Annotated in this window: 20 protein-coding genes; 14 read left to right on the top strand and 6 right to left on the bottom strand. The window is 59.5% G+C overall.

What is annotated here, in order from left to right:
- From AC2TAD_RS18360 to AC2TAD_RS18335, 6 genes are all read left to right on the top strand, one after another.
- The coding region (locus AC2TAD_RS18360) for a proton-translocating transhydrogenase family protein (RefSeq protein WP_480869361.1) at positions 1-567 on the top strand (567 nt) is incomplete at its 5' end.
- Between the two features lie 13 nt (positions 568-580).
- Positions 581-2,032 carry an NAD(P)(+) transhydrogenase (Re/Si-specific) subunit beta gene (locus tag AC2TAD_RS18355; protein ID WP_170352592.1) on the top strand — a complete coding sequence of 484 codons (1,452 nt, stop codon included), beginning with the start codon at positions 581-583 and terminating at the stop codon, positions 2,030-2,032.
- Positions 2,033-2,116: 84 nt separating this feature from the next.
- On the top strand, positions 2,117-2,473 hold the full coding sequence (locus AC2TAD_RS18350) for a VOC family protein (protein WP_480869358.1): 357 nt from the start codon (positions 2,117-2,119) through the stop codon (positions 2,471-2,473).
- Between the two features lie 107 nt (positions 2,474-2,580).
- The gene (locus AC2TAD_RS18345) at positions 2,581-3,858 is read left to right on the top strand and encodes a DUF3422 family protein (RefSeq protein ID WP_170752204.1); all 1,278 of its coding nucleotides are present in this window, start codon (positions 2,581-2,583) and stop codon (positions 3,856-3,858) included.
- A gap of 66 nt (positions 3,859-3,924) precedes the next feature.
- Positions 3,925-5,073: an MFS transporter gene (locus AC2TAD_RS18340; protein WP_480869356.1), complete on the top strand. Its 1,149-nt coding sequence runs from the start codon at positions 3,925-3,927 to the stop codon at positions 5,071-5,073.
- 14 nt (positions 5,074-5,087) lie between these two features.
- Positions 5,088-6,251 carry a M20 aminoacylase family protein gene (locus AC2TAD_RS18335; RefSeq protein WP_480869354.1) on the top strand — a complete coding sequence of 388 codons (1,164 nt, stop codon included), beginning with the start codon at positions 5,088-5,090 and terminating at the stop codon, positions 6,249-6,251.
- Positions 6,252-6,299: 48 nt separating this feature from the next.
- On the opposite strand, the gene AC2TAD_RS18330 is transcribed toward AC2TAD_RS18335, so the two are convergent.
- Complete coding sequence (locus tag AC2TAD_RS18330) at positions 6,300-7,622, bottom strand: 3-deoxy-D-manno-octulosonic acid transferase (RefSeq protein WP_480869352.1); 1,323 nt, start codon at positions 7,620-7,622, stop codon at positions 6,300-6,302.
- 1 nt (position 7,623) lies between these two features.
- On the bottom strand, positions 7,624-8,631 hold the full coding sequence (gene moaA / locus AC2TAD_RS18325) for a GTP 3',8-cyclase MoaA (RefSeq protein WP_480869350.1): 1,008 nt from the start codon (positions 8,629-8,631) through the stop codon (positions 7,624-7,626).
- Between the two features lie 90 nt (positions 8,632-8,721).
- Between moaA and AC2TAD_RS18320 the strand changes: the two genes are divergently transcribed.
- A complete protein-coding gene (locus tag AC2TAD_RS18320) occupies positions 8,722-9,156 on the top strand; it encodes a hypothetical protein (protein WP_480869348.1) in 435 nt (144 codons plus the stop codon).
- On the opposite strand, the gene AC2TAD_RS18315 is transcribed toward AC2TAD_RS18320, so the two are convergent.
- Genes AC2TAD_RS18315 through glmU form a run of 3 tightly spaced genes read right to left on the bottom strand, consistent with a single transcriptional unit; the run spans position 9,144 to position 13,009 of the window.
- On the bottom strand, positions 9,144-9,833 hold the full coding sequence (locus AC2TAD_RS18315; RefSeq protein ID WP_480869367.1) for a DNA alkylation repair protein: 690 nt from the start codon (positions 9,831-9,833) through the stop codon (positions 9,144-9,146). The two genes, AC2TAD_RS18320 and AC2TAD_RS18315, sit on opposite strands and share 13 nt — an antisense overlap.
- Complete coding sequence (gene glmS, locus AC2TAD_RS18310) at positions 9,833-11,653, bottom strand: glutamine--fructose-6-phosphate transaminase (isomerizing) (protein ID WP_480869346.1); 1,821 nt, start codon at positions 11,651-11,653, stop codon at positions 9,833-9,835. The genes AC2TAD_RS18315 and glmS overlap by 1 nt, the downstream gene beginning before the upstream one ends.
- 3 nt (positions 11,654-11,656) lie before the next feature.
- Positions 11,657-13,009 (bottom strand): bifunctional UDP-N-acetylglucosamine diphosphorylase/glucosamine-1-phosphate N-acetyltransferase GlmU, encoded by a 1,353-nt coding sequence (gene glmU / locus AC2TAD_RS18305; RefSeq protein WP_480869344.1) that lies wholly within the window; start codon positions 13,007-13,009, stop codon positions 11,657-11,659.
- A gap of 134 nt (positions 13,010-13,143) precedes the next feature.
- Here glmU and AC2TAD_RS18300 point away from each other — a divergent pair, with 134 nt between their 5' ends.
- The 3 genes from AC2TAD_RS18300 (at position 13,144) to AC2TAD_RS18290 (ending at position 16,365) form a co-directional block, all read left to right on the top strand.
- Positions 13,144-13,815: an HAD-IA family hydrolase gene (locus tag AC2TAD_RS18300; protein ID WP_170352600.1), complete on the top strand. Its 672-nt coding sequence runs from the start codon at positions 13,144-13,146 to the stop codon at positions 13,813-13,815.
- Between the two features lie 39 nt (positions 13,816-13,854).
- On the top strand, positions 13,855-15,045 hold the full coding sequence (locus tag AC2TAD_RS18295; protein ID WP_480869342.1) for a DegT/DnrJ/EryC1/StrS family aminotransferase: 1,191 nt from the start codon (positions 13,855-13,857) through the stop codon (positions 15,043-15,045).
- Positions 15,046-15,201: 156 nt separating this feature from the next.
- A complete protein-coding gene (locus AC2TAD_RS18290; RefSeq protein WP_480869340.1) occupies positions 15,202-16,365 on the top strand; it encodes an isovaleryl-CoA dehydrogenase in 1,164 nt (387 codons plus the stop codon).
- A gap of 51 nt (positions 16,366-16,416) precedes the next feature.
- Here the strand turns inward: AC2TAD_RS18290 and AC2TAD_RS18285 are convergent, their stop codons facing one another.
- Complete coding sequence (locus AC2TAD_RS18285) at positions 16,417-17,025, bottom strand: OmpW/AlkL family protein (RefSeq protein ID WP_353393421.1); 609 nt, start codon at positions 17,023-17,025, stop codon at positions 16,417-16,419.
- 136 nt (positions 17,026-17,161) lie between these two features.
- Here AC2TAD_RS18285 and AC2TAD_RS18280 point away from each other — a divergent pair, with 136 nt between their 5' ends.
- From AC2TAD_RS18280 to AC2TAD_RS18265, 4 genes are all read left to right on the top strand, one after another.
- Entirely contained in the window at positions 17,162-18,694 is a 1,533-nt protein-coding gene (locus AC2TAD_RS18280; protein WP_480869338.1) for an AMP-binding protein, read from the top strand.
- Complete coding sequence (locus AC2TAD_RS18275; protein WP_480869336.1) at positions 18,684-19,109, top strand: hypothetical protein; 426 nt, start codon at positions 18,684-18,686, stop codon at positions 19,107-19,109. Before AC2TAD_RS18280 ends, AC2TAD_RS18275 begins: the two co-directional genes overlap by 11 nt.
- 106 nt (positions 19,110-19,215) lie before the next feature.
- Positions 19,216-20,820 carry a carboxyl transferase domain-containing protein gene (locus AC2TAD_RS18270; RefSeq protein ID WP_480869333.1) on the top strand — a complete coding sequence of 535 codons (1,605 nt, stop codon included), beginning with the start codon at positions 19,216-19,218 and terminating at the stop codon, positions 20,818-20,820.
- Position 20,821: 1 nt separating this feature from the next.
- The gene (locus AC2TAD_RS18265) at positions 20,822-21,244 is read left to right on the top strand and encodes an ASCH domain-containing protein (RefSeq protein ID WP_480869331.1); all 423 of its coding nucleotides are present in this window, start codon (positions 20,822-20,824) and stop codon (positions 21,242-21,244) included.
- Position 21,245: the final 1 nt, after the last annotated feature.

Raw genomic sequence — 21,245 nt, 5'->3', positions numbered from 1 at the left:
ATCCGTCACATGATGACTGACCTGACGCCCGAGAAGGACGGTCAGATCAACCACGACATGGAAGATGACGTGATCCGCGGCTCGACCGTGACCTTTGAGGGTGAGATCACCTTCCCGCCGCCGCCGCCGAAAGTGCAGGCCATCGCGGCGCAGAAGAAGCCCGAGGTCAAGGAACTGACCCCGGAAGAGAAAAAGGCGCAGGAGATTGCGGCGTTCAAGGCGCAGACCAAGCAGCAGTTCACTCTGCTGGGTGTGGGCGGCGCGCTGATGCTGCTGGTGGGTCTGGTCGCTCCGGCCAGCTTCATGCAGCACTTCATCGTGTTCGTGCTGGCCGTGTTCGTTGGCTTCCAGGTGATCTGGGGCGTGGCGCATTCGCTGCACACTCCGCTGATGGCGATCACCAACGCGATCTCGTCGATCATCATTGTTGGGGCGCTTATGCAGATCGGATCGGGCTCGTTCCTGGTGATCCTGCTGGCGGCGCTGTCGGTCTTTATGGCCGGGATCAACATCTTCGGCGGTTTCCTTGTCACCCGGCGCATGCTCGCCATGTTCCAGAAATCTTAAGGAGGCCGGGTAGATGATTGGCTTCACCACTGCCGCTTATGTTGTTGCGGCTGTTCTGTTCATCCTGTCCCTGGGCGGGTTGTCGAACCAGGAAAGCGCCAAGCGCGCTGTCTGGTACGGTATTGTCGGTATGGCGCTGGCGGTCTTTGCCACGCTTGTGGGCCCCGGTTCGGGCCTGTGGTTGCTGTCGCTGCTGCTGATTGCAGGCGGCGGTCTGATCGGGTCCTATGTCGCCAAACGCGTGCAGATGACCGAGATGCCACAGCTTGTCGCGGCGATGCACTCGCTGGTGGGTCTGGCGGCTGTGTTCGTGGGCTTCAACGCGCATTTTGAGATCGGCAACGTGGCGCAGGTCATGGCGATTGCGGATGCGGCGAACCAGGCGGACCTGTCGGATCTGGGCGCCTTTGCCAAGCTGATCGCCAAGAAGACAGCGGCCGAGCTGACGATCCTGCATGTGGAACTGTTCCTGGGCATCTTCATCGGTGCGATCACCTTTACCGGTTCGGTCGTGGCCTATGGCAAGCTGGCGGGCAAGGTGACATCGGCGGCGACCAAGCTGCCCGGCGGTCATGCGCTGAACGCGGCGGCGGCGGGTCTCTCGCTGATCTGCCTGATCTGGTACACCGCCTCGGGCGGTCTGTTCCCGCTGATCCTGATGACACTGGCGGCGCTGTTCATCGGCTATCACCTGATCATGGGCATCGGTGGCGCGGACATGCCGGTGGTTGTGTCGATGCTGAACTCGTATTCGGGTTGGGCCGCAGCGGCCATTGGCTTCAGCCTCGGCAACGACCTGCTGATCGTTGTGGGTGCGCTGGTTGGCTCGTCGGGTGCGATCCTGTCCTACATCATGTGTAAGGCGATGAACCGGCATTTTGTTAGCGTGATCCTGGGCGGCTTTGGCGGCACCTCGGGCCCGCAGATGGAAGTCGAGGGCGAGCAGGTTGCCATCGACGCCGATGGCGTTGCCGCAGCTCTGAACGACGCCGACAGCGTGATCATCATTCCGGGCTACGGTATGGCGGTGGCGCAGGCACAGCAGTCGGTCAGTGAACTGGTCCGCAAGCTGCGCGCCAAGGGCAAAGAGGTGCGCTTCGCGATCCACCCTGTTGCCGGTCGTCTGCCGGGTCATATGAACGTGCTGCTGGCCGAGGCCAAGGTGCCCTATGACATCGTGCTGGAGATGGACGAGATCAACGATGACTTCCCGGAAACGGATGTGGCCATCGTGATAGGGTCGAACGACATCGTAAACCCTGCGGCGCAGGAAGATCCCAACAGCCCCATCGCCGGAATGCCGGTTCTGGAATGCTGGAAGGCAAAGCAGGTGTTTGTGTCCAAGCGTGGTCAGGGCACCGGCTATTCGGGCATCGAAAACCCGCTGTTCTTCAAGGAAAACACCCGCATGTTCTATGGCGACGCCAAGCAGTCGCTGGACAAGCTCCTGCCCATGATCGACTGATCCAAGGCACATAAAACACAAAAAAGGCGCCCAAACGGGCGCCTTTCCGCGTTTCGCGGTAGGTTGAACAGCAGGAGGTGCCCTATGGAGACTGTAAACGGAATTGGCGGTGTGTTTTTTCGTGCCGAAAACCCCAAAGCTTTGGCCGCATGGTACGAAAAGCATCTGGGCGTAAACCAGCTTAACCCTCTGCCGTGGAAACAGCGTGAAGGCTTTACTGTTTTTGCGCCATTCGCGCAGGAAACCGAGTATTTTGGCAGGCTTGAGCAACAGTGGATGATCAACTTTAGGGTCAATGATCTGGCCGCAATGACGGCCCAGTTGGAGGGCGCGGGAATCGCAGTTGAGACCAACCCGGAATGGAACAGTGAGGTGGGGCTTTTTGTCCGGATCCACGATCCTGAAGGTAATCCCATCGAGCTGTGGCAACCAAATCAATGAGATAGGTCAAGTGTATACCATTGCATTCACGTAAGTATATGAAATAAAAAGATAATTGATGTTGGAAAATTGTGTCGTATAGTGCGTCGGATGAGACGGAGCCCTAAATGACACCGATTGACGACCATCCACTGCGATACGCATTGGCCAATGAGCTGCACGCCCGACCATTTCCTGTGGCGAACAGTCCGTGCACGGTCGCGTTTCTGGCGATCAAGAAATCGGAAGTCGCTGTCGGGCGGGATCGCCAAGAGGATATGGCGCATCTTGTGAATTTGCTGGACCGCCACGGTGCACAGCACCCGCAGCCCGCTGCTACGCATTTTGCCGGGCAAATCGGCCGTCATTGGCTGAAGTGGGAGCAGCACACGGAATTTGTCACCTATACTGCGATCACGCAGAATGTCAGTGACCGCCCGTTTAACCCCGCTGATTTTGAAGTATTCCCGCAGGACTGGCTGGCCGCCAGCCCCGGTCAGCGTGTGACGTCGGCGATGATCCGTGTGATTGACCGTGCGGATGATGGTACGGTGAAATCTGCTTTGGCGGATTGGTTCGAGCCCGAGAGCCTTGCGGTATCTCGTATGCTGGACAATACCGCCATTTGCGCCAGCGATTTTCGCATCGATCCAGCCGGGCATATGAGATTCGCGTTGTTTATCTCGAAAGGTACGGGTCAACGCAGGATAGGGCGCATCATTCAGCGTATGTGTGAGATCGAGACCTACAAGGCAATGTCGATGTTGGGATTTGCCCGGGTCAAGGAACTGACGCCTCGCATTGGCGAACTGGACGGGAAACTGACAAGGTTGATGCGGCAAATGACAGACAACTCAGCCCATCCGGATGAGTTGTTGCCCGATCTGCTGCACACCTCGACCCAGCTTGAAACTCTTTCGGCGCAATGTTCGTTTCGGTTTGGTGCGACTGGGGCATATGAAGCCATTGTAAACCAGCGGATCGAGGTTTTGCGCGAGGAACGGTTCGAGGGCCGCCAGAGCTTTGCCGATTTCATGATGCGTCGCTACGATCCCGCAATGCGTACGGTTAAGTCCACGGAACGTCGTCTGCAAGCTCTGTCCGATCGGGCCATTCGTGCAGGAGAGTTGTTGCGAACCCGTGTGGATGTCGAACGAAGCGCGCAGAATCAGGCGTTGCTGGAAAGCATGGACCGCCGCGCCGATCTGGCCCTGCGGTTACAACACACGGTCGAGGGCTTGTCGGTTGTTGCCATCAGTTATTATGCCGTGTCTCTGGCCAGCTATCTTTTGTACCCATTGACCAAGGCCGGGATCAGCAAGGGGATGCTGACAGCTGCAGTGACCGTTCCAGTTGTTCTGGCAGTCTGGGTGGCTGTGCGAAGGATCCGCAAGCGGTTGGAATAGTCGCCGATTGCCAATCCGCCCCACGCCTGTAGTACTGGCGGGGTTGAACTGCGGAAAGGGGATTGCGTGATTGGCATCGTAACCGCTTGGCGGGCCGTTGCCGCCATGTTCATTCTGAACGGTGCTTTGTTTGGCATCTGGGCCTCTCGTATTCCTGCCGTGCGGGACCGGCTGGACCTCACGCATGAGGCATTGGGGCTTGGCCTGTTATTCATGGCTGCGGGGGCGGTGTGTTCCTTTCCCGTGACAGGCCGACTGACCGACAGGTTCGGTGCAGTGGCAATCACGAGGGTGATTGCCGTTTTGTATACGCTGTCGCTGATCCTGTTGGCCTTTGCGAACGGGTTCTGGTCACTGGCGGCATTTCTGTTTGTCTTCGGCGCGTTTCACGGGTCGATGGATGTCGCCATGAACGCCTGGGCCGCCGAGGTCGAGCAGGCTTACGACAAACCTGTGATGTCTTCGTTTCACGCGATGTGGAGTCTGGGCGCAGGTCTTGGTGCGCTCAGTGGCTACGGAGCGGTTCAACTTGAGTTGACGGTTATGCAACACTTCCTATTGGCGGGGGGTGTTGTTGTGGGGTTGGCTTTGGCGTTGTCCATGGTGCGTTGGACGTCACGTCGTACCGAAAGCTCAAGTGGTAAGGTCTTTGCGCTGCCATCAGGGGCATTGGTTCTGGTCGGCTTTACGGCGTTGTGTGGCGCATTGGGCGAGGGAGCAGTGGCGGATTGGAGCGCGATATTCCTACGGGATGTGACAGGCGCTACCGAAAGTGTTGCAGCCTTGGGATACGCCGTGTTCTCGGTGACGATGGTCGCCTTTCGTCTGGCCGGAGGGGTCGTCATTTCACGTTTTGGTCCAGCCGCTACAGCTCGATTTGGCGGGATATGCGCGGCACTAGGGGTGCTAGGAGTTGTGACCGCCTCCGAGGCTGCAATAGCGCTGTCTGGATTCGCCTTGATGGGGATTGGATATGCGGTGATCATGCCATTGGCTTTCAGTCGAGCAGCCAACGACCCTGACGTGCCGCCCGGGCAAGCCATCGCAAGTGTGGCAACGCTGGGCTATGGCGGGTTGCTCATTGGCCCTCCGCTTATTGGGTTTTTGGCAGAGATGCTTACATTGCGTCTGGCGTTTACTGCTCTGCTACCGCTGGCGGTGCTGATCGTCTTGTTGTCAGGGGCCTTGCGTCCCGCCAGCACAATAAATAACTGAACCGGGAGAAACACATGCCGATCAAAAACCGCTTCGCCGAATTGCAAAGTGAAATCACCGAATGGCGGCGGGATATCCACCAGCATCCTGAGATCCTGTTCGAAACTCATCGGACCAGTGCATTGGTCGCTGAAAAACTGGATGAATTCGGGTGCGATGAGGTTGTGACTGGGATCGGCCGGACCGGTGTTGTCGGTGTGATCAAGGGCAAAGCGGATACCAAGGGCAAGGTCATCGGGTTGCGCGCTGACATGGACGCTTTGCCGATCCTTGAGGCAACTGGGCTTGACTATGCCTCGAAGACCGAGGGCGCAATGCATGCTTGTGGTCATGATGGACATACGGCGATGCTGTTGGGCGCGGCCAAATACCTGTCCGAAACGCGCAATTTCGATGGTACTGTCGTGGTGATCTTCCAGCCCGCTGAAGAAGGCGGCGGCGGCGGTCGCGAGATGTGCGAAGACGGGATGATGGACCGTTGGGGCATTCAAGAGGTCTATGGGATGCACAACTGGCCCGGCCGCCCTGTGGGCAGCTTCTCCATTCGCCCGGGCGCGTTTTTTGCTGCGACGGATCAGTTCGATATCGTTTTTGAAGGCAAGGGTGGCCACGCAGCTAAACCGCATGAGACCGTGGACACGACTGTTATGGCCGCGCAGGCGGTCTTGGCGCTGCAGACGATTGCGGCGCGCAATGCAGATCCGGTTGATCAGGTGGTGGTGTCGGTTACCTCGTTTGAAACTTCTTCGACCGCCTTCAACGTGATCCCGCAAACGGTCAAACTGCGCGGTACAGTGCGCACGATGAGTGCTGACATGCGCGATCTGGCGGAAAAACGGATTGGCGAGATTTGTAACGGGGTCGCTGCGACCTTTGGCGGGGCTGTAGATGTGACCTATTACCGGGGATATCCGGTGATGGTTAACAGTGATGAGCAGACGGATTTTGCTGCCGAGGTCGCACGGTCGGTTTCTGGCGACTGCGATGACGCACCCTTGATTATGGGCGGAGAAGACTTCGCCTTCATGCTGGAAGAGCGTCCGGGGGCGTATATTTTGGTGGGCAACGGCGACACTGCTGCGGTGCACCACCCGGAATACAACTTCAATGACGAGGCGATCCCAGCCGGATGCAGCTGGTGGGCAGAAATCGTTGAACAGAGGATGCCATCGGCTTGACCGTTTGCGGCAGCGAGGGGCCAGCCCCTCGCGCTCCCCGAGATATTTTTAGTCAGATGAAGAGGGATCCTGCGCGCCCAGTTCAAGTTGATCGCAGAGAGTGTCAACGATAGCGCTCAGCGCATTTTTCTGGGTGTTGACGCAGGATTGCGCGGCTTTGCGGGCAGTGGTCAGCGCAGTCGGATCGGACAGCCATTCGGTGACGGCTGCGGTCAGGTCGGGTGCGGACTGGACCTGTATAGCGCCGCCGGTTTCGATCAGGGGGGCGAAGGTTTCCGCGAAGTTGAAATAGCCAGGGCCGGTGATCACGGCAGCGCCCGCCTGTGCGGGTTCGAACGGGTTGTGGCCTCCGATCTCGCGCAGCGAGCCGCCCAGAAAGACGATGGGGCAGAGCGCGTACCATGTGCCGGTTTCGCCCAGCGTGTCGGCCACATAGACCTGAGTTTCGGGGGTGATTTGGTCATTAGCGGACCGAAAGGCGGCTTTTTGTCCGGCCTGGTCGATCAGCTCAGCAACGTCGCCGCGGCGTTCGGGATGGCGGGGAATCAGCAGCAGAAGCAGATCGGGCCAGTGTTTCAACAATTCGGCATGGGCGGCCAGAACGGTCTCTTCTTCGCCGGCATGGGTGGAGCTGGCAATCCAGACGGGGCGGTCAGCGATCTGGGTTTTCATATCGCCCAGGGTTGCTTGATCTACCGGCAGCGGGTCGGACATCGCTTTGAGGTTGGTTCCGGGTTGCACGTGTGTTTCCGGCGCGCCCATCTGGATCAGGTTTTGCGCAGTCCGATCATTCTGGGTCAGGAAAAGGCGGAAGTGATTCAGAATGAATCGCGCTGTTTTAGGCCGCTTTTTCCAACCTGCTACTGATTTGTCTGAAAGACGCGCATTCAGAAGGGCCAGTGGGGTTTCGCGTTTTCCAGCCTCGATTATCAGTTGTGGCCAGATCTCGCTTTCGACAAAGATGCCAGCATCGGGGCGCCAATGGTTAAGAAAACGCTTCACTGGGCCGCCGGCGTCAAGCGGGGGGTATTGGTGACGCGTGCGGGGCGGCATCCGCTTTTCAATCAACGAAGCCGAAGTTGGCGTGCCCGAAGTGATCAGAAACTCGGCGCTTGGCAGTCGTTCGCCTAAGCGTTTTATGAGGCTGATGACCGACAAAGTCTCACCCACACTTGCGGCTTGGAACCAAATGAGTTGCCCCCTTGGCCGTCGCTGGCTGGCATGGCCTAGGCGTTCATGCTGACGAAGTGTTGGAACGTCAGCAGCAAGCAGCTTTTTGCGAACTGCCCGCCAGACAAACGGTGCCGCAATTGCTGTCAGGCTGCAATACAGGTGGTAGAGCAGTGTCGGTCGGTCAACAGGGGCAGGCACGTCAGCCGCCGGTATGGCTCATGTGGCGGCTCATCTTGCCGTCCACCGCCTGGCGGGAGTAGTCGAAGTCGTGCCCTTTGGGTTTGAGGTTGATCGCTGTGCGGATCGCCTCTTCAAGTGGTTGCTCGGTGTCCGGATGGTCACGCAAAGCGCCGCGCAGGTCCGCCATATCTTCTTGTCCAAGGCACATAAACAGCTCGCCGGTACAGGTCAGGCGCACGCGGTTGCAGCTTTCGCAGAAGTTATGCGACATGGGCGTGATAAAGCCGATTTTTTGATCCGTTTCTTCCAGCCGCACATAGCGAGCGGGTCCGCCGGTGCGTTCGGCAAGATCAGTCACGGTATAGTGGTTTTCGTATTCCTTGCGCACGTCTTTCAGGGACCAGTACTGATCCAGGCGGTCTTCGTTGCCGATATCGCCCATCGGCATGACCTCAATCCATGTCAGGTCCATATCGCGCTCGGCGCACCATTTTGTAATGGTCGGCAGTTCTTCCTCGTTGAAGCCCTTCAGGGCCACAGCGTTGATCTTGATCCGCAGCCCGGCCTTTTGCGCGGCATCAATGCCGTTCAGCACCTGTTTGAGGCGTCCCCAGCGAGTGATCTGCGCGAACTTGTCTTCGTCCAGCGTATCCAACGAGATATTCACCCGGCGCACGCCCGCAGCATAGAGGTCTTCCGAAAAGCGATGCAGCTGCGAGCCATTTGTGGTCAGGGTCAGCTCCTTCAGCGCTCCGCTATCCAGATGGCGGGTCATGGCGTTGAAAAACGTCATGATGTTGCGGCGTACAAGCGGCTCACCCCCGGTGATGCGCAATTTTTCAACCCCCATGTTCACGAAGGTCGAACACATGCGGTCCAATTCCTCGAGCGTGAGCAGGTCTTTTTTGGGTAGGAATTTCATGTCCTCGGACATGCAGTATACGCAGCGGAAATCACAGCGATCCGTGACGGAAACGCGGAGGTAAGTGATGGCACGAGCGAACGGGTCGATAAGTGGAGCTGTCATGGTTCTTAACTAAAGCGGCGCAGGGCCTGCGGCAAGGGCGAACTGCGCTTTGCGCTGGTGCAGATGCGCGCAGGACGATAGGGTTCAGGGATGAAATATGCGCTTTTGGTTTTCTGTGTTTTCCTGGCAGGATGCGAGACGGTTCGGTCGACGTCCGATCGTTTGTTGAAGCGTGGCGATGCCACTGCCCAGCCTGAACCCGTTTCGGCAGATGAAACCCAAGTCGAAGAGGCAGCAGCCGACGACGAGCCTTTGCCCGCGACTGCCGCTGGATGGCTTGGGGCGAAAACGACCATTGCCAGTTTAGGCGATCCGACTACGCCGGGCCGGTGGTTGCGCACACCTCTGGTCGGTACCGAGTTTACCGGACGGGTGGTCGTTCCACGCACCGGGGCGCAAGCCTACATCACTCTGGTTCCCTCACCGGGACCGGAAGGTGGGGGCAGCCAGTTGTCTCTGGATGCCATGCGAGCTTTGTTGCTGCCGTTTGACGAATTAGTCGAGTTGGAAGTCTATTCCAACTGACCCCTGAGGTATTTCCCCGCTTCGCGACGGGCAAAGGGCTTCATTGCTTCTCCGTGCGCGTCCAGAAAGGCAACGACCCTGGGTGCATCGTGTTTCGACAGATCACGCAACCACCATGCGATTGCCTTTTGTATGAACCACTCCCGATCCGGGACATAGCCTGCGGCCCATTTCAAAATGCGGTCGCGGCGGTGCAGATCATCGACTTTGGGGTGGTTTTGCTTGGTCCATGGCAAAGTGGCCACCAAAACCGCGCGGCGCGTCCACATATGCTCGGAGGCCGTCCATGCTTCGACCTGATCCAGCCGGGATGGCTCTGCGGAAAGGCGTTTTTGCATCGCCATGCAAGCATGATCGGCGATCGCCCATGCGTCGAAGTCGGGCAACCAGCTTTGCAGCAAGTCCCAAACCGCGTCGTCTGATCGGATGCGCGCTTGTGTAAGTAATTTCGCGGCAGCAATACGGGCTTCGTGAATATTCGTCTGCCAAAGCGCATCTGCCAGAGCGACGCGATCCGACACAACCAGTTCTTGTCGCCAGCTTTTGGTCAAATCATTCAGAACCGGATTGGGCACGCCCAGATAGGGACGGTCCGCCTTGTGATAGGCGGCGGCCTGCTGCGCGCGCTCAGTGTCCGAAAATGTTTTGATCTGGTCCAGATATGTGGCGGCTTGCATCATTCGACGGTGACGGACTTCGCCAGATTGCGCGGCTGGTCCACATCCGTCCCCTTTGCCACGGCTGTGTGATAGGCCAGTAGTTGCGCCGGAACCGAATAGAGGATGGGCGCAAGGCTCGGGTGGATATGCGGCATTCGAATGGTGCTTTGCACCCCGTCCTTGGCCTCGGCGATGCCGTCATCGTCGGAAACGAGGATGACTTTACCTTTGCGCGCCATGACCTCTTGCATGTTCGACACCGTCTTGTCGAAAACCGCATCGCGCGGGGCCATCACCACCACAGGCATATGCTTGTCGATCAAGGCGATGGGCCCATGTTTCAGCTCACCTGATGCATAACCTTCGGCGTGTATATAGCTGATTTCTTTCAGTTTCAGTGCGCCTTCCATTGCCAATGGGAACATTAGGCCGCGACCCAGAAACAGAACGTCGCGCGCCTCGGACAGGCGTTGGGCAGCGGCGCGAATGGCATCGTTTTGCTCCAGCGCAGTGTTCAGCACAGATGGTAGGCCACGCAAGGCGGCGGCGTGATCGGTCAGTTCCTCGGGAGTCAGAGTGCCGCGATCAGCGGCCGCTTTCAGCGCCAGCATCAGCAACACGCTCAGCTGGCAGGTGAAGGCTTTGGTCGAGGCGACGCCGATCTCAACCCCCGCATGGATCGGCAGAGCAATATCGCTTTCCCGCGCGATCGAGCTTTCGGGAACATTGACCACCGAGACGATCTTGTCGGCCTTGCCCTCGCAATAGCGCAACGCGGCCAGCGTGTCGGCGGTTTCGCCCGACTGGCTGACGAACAGCGCTGCTGTGCGACCGGGAATGGGCGGTTCGCGATAGCGGAACTCGCTGGCGATATCGACCTCGACAGGGATTTGCGCCAGTTGTTCAAACCAGTATTTCGCGGTCAGGCAGGCGTAGAAAGCGGTGCCGCAGGCGACCATGGTCAGACGGTCCAGCTTGGTGAAGTCCAGATCGCCGGGCAGGGTGATCTCGTCCCCGCCGGTGCGCAGATAGGATCGGATCGCCTCGGCCACAACGACGGGTTGCTCGGCAATTTCTTTGGCCATGAAATGCTTGTGCCCGCCCTTATCGGCGCGGGATTGGTCGATCTTGATCTGGCGGAGCTCACGATTGACCAATTCACCGGCTTCGTTGCGGATCTCCAGCGAGGTGCGGGTCAGCACGGCGCGGTCACCCTCTTCAAGATAGGTGATACGGTCGGTCAGCGGGGCCAGCGCGATGGCGTCCGAACCTACAAACATCTCGCCATCCCCGTGCCCGATGGCCAGCGGCGAGCCCTTTCGCGCCGCGACGATCAGGTCATCTTGCCCATCAAACAGGAATGCCAGTGCAAAGGCACCCTGTAGGCGGTCGATGGTTTTGAATGCGGCGTCAACCGGCGACAGGCCCGTATTCAGGAAATGCTCGGCCATGAGGGCGACGGTTTCGGTGTCGGTTTCGGTGACGAAATCGACGCCATGTTCTGCCAGTTCGGCCCTTAATTCGCGGTAGTTTTCCACGATTCCGTTATGAACCACGGCCACGGGGCCCGCCTGATGCGGGTGCGCATTCGTGACCGAGGGCACGCCATGGGTGGCCCAGCGGGTATGGCCGATACCCGATTTACCGGGCAAGGGGTCATGTACCAGCAAATCGCTGAGGTTCACCAGCTTGCCCACGGCCCGTCTGCGTCCCAACGCGCCGTTGTTCACGGTCGCAATCCCGGCGCTGTCATAACCGCGATATTCAAGGCGCTTCAGCGCCTCGACCAGAATGGGGGCGACCTCGTGTTCGCCCAATACGCCTACGATACCACACATGGGTCAGGCTCCTTTATCGCGGCGAGCCTTCTTCGCCTTGAGCATTTCAAAAAGTTTGCGTGCATAGCCGGGTTTGTTGTCCTGCTTGGCGCGCGCCACGGCTAGTGCGTCTGGTTCCACGTTGCGCGTGACCACCGTGCCGGTCGCCGTCATCGCCCCGTCACCCACGGTCACTGGGGCAACCAGCATGGTGTTTGATCCGATGAAGACATTCTCACCAATCGTCGTCTTGTGCTTCATCACCCCGTCATAGTTACAGGTGATCGTACCCGCTCCGATATTTGTTGCGGCGCCAACGGAGGCATCCCCGATATAGCTAAGATGATTGACCTTAGCCCCTTCGGCGATCTCGGCATTCTTGATTTCGACGAAATTTCCGATGTGTGTGTTCTCGGCCAGTTCCGCGCCGGGGCGCAGGCGGGCGTAGGGGCCGACGATAGCTCCGCGGCTGACATGGCAGCCTTCCAGATGCGAAAACGCGCGGATCGTCGCGCCACTTTCGACGGTTACGCCGGGGCCGAAGACCACGTTGGGCTCGATCACCGTGTCCCGCCCAATGATCGTATCGGCGGCCAGATAAACGGCTTCGGGGGCCATCAGCGTGACGCCCAGATCCAGAAGCTCAGCGCGGGCACGAACTTGGAAGACATCATCGGCGGCCGCCAGATCCGCACGTGAATTCACACCCAGCGTCTGCGCCTCGTCACAGGCAACGGCGGTGACTTTCAGATCCCGGCTGCGGGCGATCTCGACCACGTCGGTCAGGTAGTATTCCTCGGACGCGTTGTCATTGCCCACCGCGTCAATCAGCGAAAACAACGTCTGCGCGTCACAGGCCAAAAGTCCAGAATTGCAGAAGCTTATCGCGCGTTCCTCATCCGAGGCATCCTTGTATTCAACGATCCGTTCCAGCGTGTCGCCCTGCATGACAAGGCGGCCGTAGCGAGCGGGATCGGCGGCCTCGAACCCCAGAATGACCAAATCATTCTGTGCGCGTGCCTCGATCATCCGTTCCAGCGTGTCGGGCTGCAGAAACGGCGTGTCACCGTAAAGGATAACCACGTCGCCTTCGAACCCCTCCAGCGCGGGGCGGGCCTGGGCGACGGCATGGGCGGTGCCCAACTGCTCTTCCTGCTCGGCGATCTGCGCGGTCTCATCTTCGGCTGTGGCGACTTTGGCGACGGCCTCGGACCCATGGCCGGTGACGATCACGGTGCGTTCGGGCGACAGCACGGCCCCGGCACGCATGGCATGGACCAGCATCGGGGTTTGCGCGATGGGATGCAGAACTTTGGGGATATCCGAATTCATCCGGGTGCCTTTTCCGGCGGCAAGGATGACAAGGGCGGTGCTCATGAATTCGTTTTCTCTTTGTGTTTTGTTGGCGACCGTTTTATCCGCTGGGTGCAAAGGCGCAAGCGGTTCGGGCATCAAACTAGATTGCCGTTTGCAACACGACGTGGCGAAAACCCGCCGAGGCAGGAGGCTTTATGCGTACCGTAATCTTCGATCTGGATGGAACTTTGGCGGATACATCCGGCGATCTGCTAGAGGCCGCGAACCATTGCTTTCGTCATATGGGCCATGGCGACGTGCTGATCCACGGGCAGGACGCGGGCGTCGCGCTGCGGGGTGGCCGGATGATGTTGACCCACGGGTTGAAGCGCGTTGGAGCATTCGAAGAGCAGACCATTTCGGACTATTACCCGATGTTGCTGGAGGCCTATGCGCAGGCCATCGACACCCACACCACCTTCTATCCCGGCGCGTTGGACGCGGTCGAGGCGCTGAAAGCGGCCGGTTACGGCGTGGGCATCTGCACCAACAAGCCCGAGGCGCTGGCGCATCAGTTGCTGTCACAGATGGGAGTGCGGGATCAGTTCGCCGCTCTGGTCGGGGCGGATACGTTGCCTGTGCGCAAACCCGACCCCGAACCGTTGCGTGAGGCAGCGCGGCGGGCAGGTGGCCATCCAGACCTGTGTGTTCTGATCGGCGACTCCGATACCGACCGGAATACGGCAAAGGCGGCGGGCGTGCCTTCGGTTCTGGTTACATTCGGCCCTTCTGGTGACGATATGGCCGCGCTGGAGCCCGAGGCGTTGCTGCATCATTTCGATGATCTGCCCCGCGTGGTCGAGGGGTTGATCGGTGCGGCGGCTTAGTCTCTTGACCCAAGCGGGCGTGAGGACCAGAACAGAGCCATGACCGAGATATTCACTGGCAGCTTCACCCAGCAGGAATCCATCCCCGAAGAGGCGGTCGAGGCCGCGCTCGCTGTACTGCGCCATGGGCGGTTGCACCGATATAACGTGGTGCCCGGAGAACTGGGTGAAACCGCGCTGCTGGAGCAGGAATTCGCGGCGCAGATGGGGGCGAAATACTGTCTGGCGGTATCCTCGGGCGGATATGCGCTGGCCACCGCCCTGCGCGCAGTCGGCGTGCAGCCGGGCGATCCGGTGCTGACCAATGCTTTCACGCTGGCGCCGGTGCCGGGGTCAATCGCCTCGGTCGGGGCGCGTCCGGTGTTCGTGGGCGTGACCGAAGGGTTGGTGATTGATCTGGACGATCTTGAAGCCAAGCTGGATCAGGCGCGAGTGCTGATGCTCAGCCATATGCGCGGGCATCTGTGTGACATGGACCGGCTAATGCAGATGTGCGACGCCGCTGGAGTGATCGTGATCGAGGACTGCGCCCATACGATGGGGGCAGCGTGGCGCGGGCAATTGTCTGGGCGGCAGGGGGCCATCGGATGCTATTCCTGCCAGACCTACAAGCATGTGAACTCGGGTGAGGGCGGCTTGCTGGTCACCGATGATGAGGAACTGGCGGCCAAGGCCACGATGCTGTCGGGATCCTATATGCTCTATGAACGTCATCTGGCCGCGCCGGGGCCGGAAGTGTTCGAGCGGATCAAATATACCACTCCCAACGTTTCCGGGCGGATGGATAACCTGCGGGCGGCGATCCTGCGGCCTCAGCTACGCGATCTGGACCGGCAAGTTTCGCGCTGGAACGAACGCTATGACGAGATCGAGGCCGGACTGCGCGACACACCGGGCCTGACGATTGTCGAACGGCCCGAAGGTGAGACCTATGTCGGCTCGTCCATTCAGTTCCTGCTGCTGGACTGGTCGCCCGAGCGTATTGCCGAGGTGATCCGCCGCTGCGCCGTGCGCGGGGTCGAATTGAAGTGGTTCGGCGGAGCCGAGCCCACCGGGTTTACCTCGCGCTATGACAGTTGGCGCTATGCGGACAGCGCGCCATTGCCCGCCAGCGACCGGGTTTTGGCCGGGATCATGGATATGCGGGTGCCGCTGACGTTCTCGCTGGAGGATTGCCGCCTGATCGCGCGGATCATCCGGGCCGAGGTCGGTGCGGTCTATCAGTCTTAATCCAATCGAGTGCGCCTGCAGCGCACGCTCTATGTAAACACAGCGCCGCCCTGACGGGTCGGCGCTGTGTTTGTGTGTGGCCGTCGTTGACGCTGAAAGGATTCGCTGATAGTTATTTGAACAACCGTTCATTAATGCGAGGGGAGGAAATCGCAGATGTTCACGGCCACCATGCAGTTTGACCTGGGCGAGGATGTAAACGCCCTTCGGGAATCGGTGCATCGCTGGGCTCAGGAGCGGGTCAAGCCGATGGCCGCCGAGATTGACGCCACGAATGCCTTCCCAAATGCGCTATGGCGAGAGATGGGTGATCTGGGGCTGCTGGGAATTACGGTGCCTGAGGAATATGGCGGGGTGGGGATGTCCTATCTGGCGCATACCGTCGCCGTTGAAGAGGTAGCGCGGGCGTCGGCCTCTGTTTCGTTGTCCTACGGGGCGCATTCGAATCTGTGCGTCAATCAGATCAAGCTGAACGGAACCGATGAACAAAAGGCGAAATACCTGCCACGTCTGGTTTCCGGCCAGCATGTGGGGGCGCTTGCCATGTCCGAGGCGGGTGCCGGATCGGATGTGGTGTCGATGAAGCTGCGCGCGGAAAAGCGCAACGATCACTACCGGCTGAATGGCAGCAAATACTGGATCACCAACGGGCCGGATGCAGATACTTTGGTCGTCTATGCAAAGACGGACCCCGAAGCCGGATCGAAGGGGATTACCGCCTTTCTGATCGAGAAGGAAATGACGGGGTTCTCGACGTCTCCCCATTTCGACAAGCTGGGGATGCGCGGATCGAACACGGCTGAGTTGATCTTCGAAAATGTCGAGGTGCCTTTCGAAAACGTGTTGGGCGAAGAGGGCAAGGGTGTTGCCGTTTTGATGTCCGGTCTGGATTATGAACGCGTGGTTCTAGCCGGGATCGGAACCGGGATCATCGCGGCCTGTCTGGATGAAATCATGCCGTACCTGGCCGAGCGCAAACAGTTCGGCAAACCCATCGGCAGCTTTCAGTTGATGCAGGGCAAAATCGCCGACATGTACACCGCGATGAACTCTGCGCGGGCCTATGTGTACGAGGTTGCCAAGGCCTGTGACCGGGGTGACGTGACTCGTCAGGATGCTGCGGCGTGCTGTCTTTACGCGTCAGAGCAGGCGATGACGCAGGCGCATCAGGCTGTTCAGGCGATGGGCGGGGCCGGGTTCCTGTCGGATTCAGCGGTCAGCCGGATATTCCGTGACGCGAAGCTGATGGAGATTGGTGCGGGAACCAGCGAAATCCGTCGGATGCTGATCGGGCGGGAAATGATGAACGAAATGCTCTGATAGAAAAACGCCCCGCAATCCGGGTGATTGCAGGGCGTTGGAATTGAAGGATCAGAAGCGATGGACGTAGGATACGCCAACCAGCCAGGGATCGATTTCGGCTTCGCCAATGTCGACGCCATCCAGTTTGACGTCCGAGTCGATGTCGAACCAGCGCACGTTCAGGCGCACGGCGCCTTTCTCGGTGATCTGATAGTCGATACCGGCCTGCAGCGAGACGCCGAACGAGTTGTCGATGTCGAGGTCGCCATTGCCCAGCGGCGTCTTCTCGTCAAAGAAGATGGTATAGTTCAGACCCGCACCAACATAGGGTTTCCACGCACTGCCGGTGTCGAAGTGGTAGTTCAGCGACAGGGTGGGCGGCAGGTGTTTGGTGCTGGCCAGATCGGTGCCGCCAAGCGCGATGTTGTGGTTGAACGGCGTTGCGGCGAGCAATTCGATGCCCAGATTGTCACGGATGAAGTACTCGACAGTGAAGATGGCGCTGACGTCGGAATCGATGTCGGCATCCAGCCCGGCCAGTGTGCCGTTGTCGGATTTCGGGTTCAGATACCCGGCACCGATACCAACGGTCCAGTCACCCTGGTTCTGGGCAAATGCGGGGGCGGCCAGCGCGACAAGCGCAGTGGAGAGGGTCAAAGCGGCGAGTTTTTTGGTCATTTTACAGCCTTTGAATTTGTTGATGAGGCGTTCTTGCCCGCCTTTCGGGGCGCAAACTCTGATCTGTGTCAAATTTCTGTGACCCGCGAAAATTCGCGACGCCGGGTAACTTCGTTGAAAACAAAGGATGATGAATATGCGTCCCGCTGAGCGCATACCTGGGTTGCTGACAGAAGGGGGGTGGGACGTGCCTCAGCGCCTCAACATGGCGTTGCAATGCTTGTCGCAACCCGACGACCAAACAGCAATCATCGACCTCACCGCCGCAGAAGGCCAGGGTGTCAGTTTTGGGGTGCTGCGACAAATGACGGATGGTTTGGCCCGGGTTCTTGCGCAGCAGGTACAGCCCGGCGATCGCATAGGGGTTCTGCTAAGCCAATCCCCTTGGTGCGCAGCGGCACATCTAGCGATTTGGAAGCTGGGCGCGATATCCGTGCCTTTGTTCAAACTGTTCCAGCAGGACGCGTTGGCCTCGCGCATTGGCGACTCGGGCGTGCAGATCGTGCTGACGGATGAGGAGGGTGCGGCGCTGCTGGCCAATCTGGCGCGGCCCGTTCTGGTGGATCAGATTGCGCCATCAAACGAGCCACTGCCCTTTGCTGATACCGGCCCCGAAGACCCTGCCGTGCTGATCTATACCTCGGGCACCACTGGCAGCCCCAAGGGCGCGCTGCACGGGCATCGGGTACTGACGGGGCATCTACCGGGCGTCTCGATCAGTCACAACCACCTGCGCGACGGTGACTGCCTGTGGACCCCCGCTGACTGGGCTTGGATCGGGGGATTGTTTGATGTGCTGATGCCCGGTCTGGCGCTAGGCATCCCCGTGGTCGCCGCGCGGCTTGAGAAGTTCACGCCCGAGGCCTGCGCCGATGTGGTCGCGCGTGGCGGCGTGCGCAACGTGTTCTTTCCGCCCACCGCGCTGCGGATGCTGAAAGCGGCGGATCAGGCCATCCCCGGCCTGCGCTCGGTCGCCTCGGGCGGTGAGCCTCTGGGGGCCGAAATGTTGGCCTGGGGGCAGCAGGCGTTCGGTTTGACGATCAACGAATTCTACGGCCAGACCGAATGCAACATGGTCGTGTCTTCTTGCGCCGAGGATTTCCCGGTGCGCCCCGGTTGTATTGGTAAACCGGTGTCGGGGCATGAGGTAGCGGTGATCGACGAGGATGGCCATCCGACCGATGACGAGGGCGACGTGGCCATCCGGCGTGGCTCGGCTTCGATGCTGTTGGAATATTGGAAACGACCCGAGGAGACCGCGCAGAAATTCCGCGGCGACTGGCTGATCACCGGCGACCGTGGCGTGTGGGAGGGCGAGTACCTACGCTTCGTGGGGCGCGATGACGACGTGATCACTTCAGCCGGATACCGGATCGGCCCCGCTGAGATCGAGGACTGCCTGCTGACCCATCCGGCGGTGGCGACAGTGGGTGTGGTCGGCAAACCCGACAAGCTACGGACCGAGATCGTGAAGGCCTATGTGGTGTTGAAACCGGGGGTCGAAGCGTCGGGCGCAGAGTTGCAGGCGTGGGTCAAGGAGCGGCTGGCGCAATATTCCTACCCACGCGAGGTGGCGTTTTTGGAGGAGTTGCCGATGACGGTGACGGGGAAGGTAATCCGGAAGGAATTGAAGGTGCGGGCGGCGAGGGAGGTTGAAAGTGGCTGCTGATACTTTTCCAAACCGTCTGAATTGGCTGATCTGGCAAGCTATTCGGCATCCTTACATGACTAAGTGTCCCGTATGCGCTGCCAAAATTTCACAGAATATGTTGTTCAAAGCTCTCCGCCGAAGCAAACGCTTGGGCAAAAAGGAAGGGGCGGCATGCCCATCATGTAACACTATTTTGCAGTTTGAGAGAGGGCGCCGTTACAACTTTGTTCTAATTCTAAGCGTTTTCATGTTTGTGTTCGGTGGTGGTGTTGGCGCGGTTTTTTTCTCACAGTTTGGCGCAACCAGCTATTTTCACGAAGCGAGAGGAGGCGTTGAACCGAATTTCCTCGGCTTCTTATTGTTGATTATCCTGTTCGCTTACGCAGCAGCCGCGATGACGTGCAAATTGCTTAAAGTAGAGGCCATCGAATGAGAGCTTTCGCTGATCAGGTCGCCGTTCATCTCTTGTCCTTCGGCGAGAAACTTAGAAGTAGCCTGATATCTAGGACCTTTGTGCCCGCTGCACCTCAGGAGGATCAATGAAACTCACGTCCAAAGCCATGCCCGCCTCTGAGGGCTTCAAGGCAAACCGCGCGGCCCACCTCGACGCCCTCGCGCAAATCTCAACAGCTGCCGAGGCCGCCCGCATGGGCGGCGGTGAGAAATCCCGCGCGCGGCATGAATCCCGGGGCAAGATGCTCCCCCGGCGCAGGGTGGCGAACCTGCTGGACGCGGGGTCTCCGTTTCTGGAAATCGGCGCGACGGCTGCGCATGGGATGTATGGCGATGCCGCGCCCTGTGCCGGGGTGATCGCGGGTATTGGCCGGGTGCAGGGGCGCGAGGTCATGGTGGTGTGCAACGACGCCACCGTGAAGGGCGGCACCTACTATCCAATGAGCGTCAAGAAACACCTGCGGGCACAGGAGATTGCCGAGGAAAACCATCTGCCCTGCATCTATCTGGTCGATAGTGGCGGTGCGAACCTGCCCAATCAGGATGAGGTTTTCCCGGACCGCGACCACTTTGGCCGCATCTTCTATAATCAGGCGCGGATGAGCGCCAAGGGGATTGCTCAGATCGCGGTGGTGATGGGGTCGTGCACGGCAGGCGGGGCTTATGTGCCCGCGATGTCGGATGTGACGATCATCGTCAAGGAACAGGGCACGATCTTTCTGGCCGGTCCGCCTCTGGTCAAGGCCGCAACGGGCGAGGTGGTCAGCGCCGAGGATCTGGGCGGTGGTGACGTACATACGCGTCTGTCCGGCGTGGCGGACTATCTGGCCGAGGATGATGCGCATGCACTGGCTTTGGCGCGCCGAGCCGTAGGGTCGCTGAACCTGCGCAAACCGCAGACGGTGGATTGGGCCAACCCTGAGGACCCGGCCTATGACCCAGAGGAAATCCTCGGGGTTGTGCCTGCCGATCTGCGCACGCCCTATGATATCCGCGAGGTGATTGCGCGGCTGGTCGATGGCTCGCGCTTCGATGAGTTCAAGCCGCGCTTCGGGGAAACGCTGGTAACCGGCTTTGCTCATGTTAAAGGCTGCCCGGTTGGGATCATCTCCAATAACGGCGTGCTGTTTTCCGAGGCGGCGCAGAAGGGCGCGCATTTTGTCGAGCTGTGTTCTCAGCGTCGCATCCCGCTGGTGTTCCTGCAGAACATTACCGGGTTTATGGTCGGCCGCAAATACGAGAACGAGGGCATCGCGCGGCACGGGGCCAAGATGGTGACGGCGGTGGCGACGACCTCGGTGCCGAAGGTCACAATGTTGGTGGGAGGCTCGTTCGGCGCGGGGAACTACGGCATGGCAGGGCGGGCGTATCAGCCGCGTTTTCTGTGGACCTGGCCGAATTCCCGGATTTCCGTGATGGGCGGGGAGCAGGCTGCGGGCGTTCTGGCCGCCGTCAAGCGCGATGGGATCGAGCGGCAGGGCGGCACATGGTCGACCGAGGAAGAGGCCGAATTCAAACGCCCGACCTTGGACATGTTCGAAGAGCAATCGCATCCGCTTTATGCCTCGGCGCGGCTTTGGGATGACGGCATCATCGACCCGCGCAAATCGCGCGATGTGTTGGCCTTGTCGCTGAGTGCGGCGTTGAACGCTCCGATCGAGGAGACACGCTTTGGCGTGTTCAGGATGTAAAATGGTCGATCTGGAAAAACTGAAATCCCGCTACCCCGGTGCGCAGACCTTCAAGTTTGGAGACAACGCAACGCTGAGCGCCGAGTTGTTGGCGTTGGTGCGCGCAGGAAAGAAAACCGCGACCTGCGGCGCGTTGCGGGATTACCCCGAGGACAGTGCGGACACGCCGGTTGTAGGGCGCAGGGACATCGCTTTGGAATGGGACGACCGACCGGCGCTGGTGATCGAAACGGTCGAAGTTTCGATCTGCCGCTATTGCGATGTGACCGAGGAATTTGCTTTGGCCGAAGGCGAGAATGAGACGCTTGAGGGGTGGCGCGCAGATCACCGCCGGTACTTTGAACGAAATGGCGGGTTCGAGCCGGAAATGGAGTTGCTCTGTGAGCGATTCCGGTTGGTCGAAGATCTGACGGTTGAGGGGTAAG

It is taken from the genome of Ruegeria sp. HKCCD7628, assembly GCF_057221005.1.
The sequence above is the reverse complement of the archived record's forward strand: the minus strand, read 5'-3'. Positions and strand labels throughout refer to the sequence as shown.

Excerpts from the sequence above, each read along its gene's own strand:
- AC2TAD_RS18295 (WP_480869342.1), top strand. The coding sequence starts at position 13,855 with ATGACCGAGATATTCACTGGCAGCTTCACCCAGCAGGAATCCATCCCC.
- AC2TAD_RS18270 (WP_480869333.1), top strand. The coding sequence starts at position 19,216 with ATGAAACTCACGTCCAAAGCCATGCCCGCCTCTGAGGGCTTCAAGGCA.
- AC2TAD_RS18280 (WP_480869338.1), top strand. The coding sequence starts at position 17,162 with ATGCGTCCCGCTGAGCGCATACCTGGGTTGCTGACAGAAGGGGGGTGG.
- AC2TAD_RS18335 (WP_480869354.1), top strand. The coding sequence starts at position 5,088 with ATGCCGATCAAAAACCGCTTCGCCGAATTGCAAAGTGAAATCACCGAA.
- glmU (WP_480869344.1), bottom strand. The coding sequence starts at position 13,009 with ATGAGCACCGCCCTTGTCATCCTTGCCGCCGGAAAAGGCACCCGGATG.
- glmS (WP_480869346.1), bottom strand. The coding sequence starts at position 11,653 with ATGTGTGGTATCGTAGGCGTATTGGGCGAACACGAGGTCGCCCCCATT.
- AC2TAD_RS18355 (WP_170352592.1), top strand. The coding sequence starts at position 581 with ATGATTGGCTTCACCACTGCCGCTTATGTTGTTGCGGCTGTTCTGTTC.
- AC2TAD_RS18350 (WP_480869358.1), top strand. The coding sequence starts at position 2,117 with ATGGAGACTGTAAACGGAATTGGCGGTGTGTTTTTTCGTGCCGAAAAC.
- AC2TAD_RS18300 (WP_170352600.1), top strand. The coding sequence starts at position 13,144 with ATGCGTACCGTAATCTTCGATCTGGATGGAACTTTGGCGGATACATCC.
- moaA (WP_480869350.1), bottom strand. The coding sequence starts at position 8,631 with ATGACAGCTCCACTTATCGACCCGTTCGCTCGTGCCATCACTTACCTC.
- AC2TAD_RS18290 (WP_480869340.1), top strand. The coding sequence starts at position 15,202 with ATGTTCACGGCCACCATGCAGTTTGACCTGGGCGAGGATGTAAACGCC.
- AC2TAD_RS18320 (WP_480869348.1), top strand. The coding sequence starts at position 8,722 with ATGAAATATGCGCTTTTGGTTTTCTGTGTTTTCCTGGCAGGATGCGAG.
- AC2TAD_RS18265 (WP_480869331.1), top strand. The coding sequence starts at position 20,822 with ATGGTCGATCTGGAAAAACTGAAATCCCGCTACCCCGGTGCGCAGACC.
- AC2TAD_RS18285 (WP_353393421.1), bottom strand. The coding sequence starts at position 17,025 with ATGACCAAAAAACTCGCCGCTTTGACCCTCTCCACTGCGCTTGTCGCG.
- AC2TAD_RS18315 (WP_480869367.1), bottom strand. The coding sequence starts at position 9,833 with ATGCAAGCCGCCACATATCTGGACCAGATCAAAACATTTTCGGACACT.
- AC2TAD_RS18345 (WP_170752204.1), top strand. The coding sequence starts at position 2,581 with ATGACACCGATTGACGACCATCCACTGCGATACGCATTGGCCAATGAG.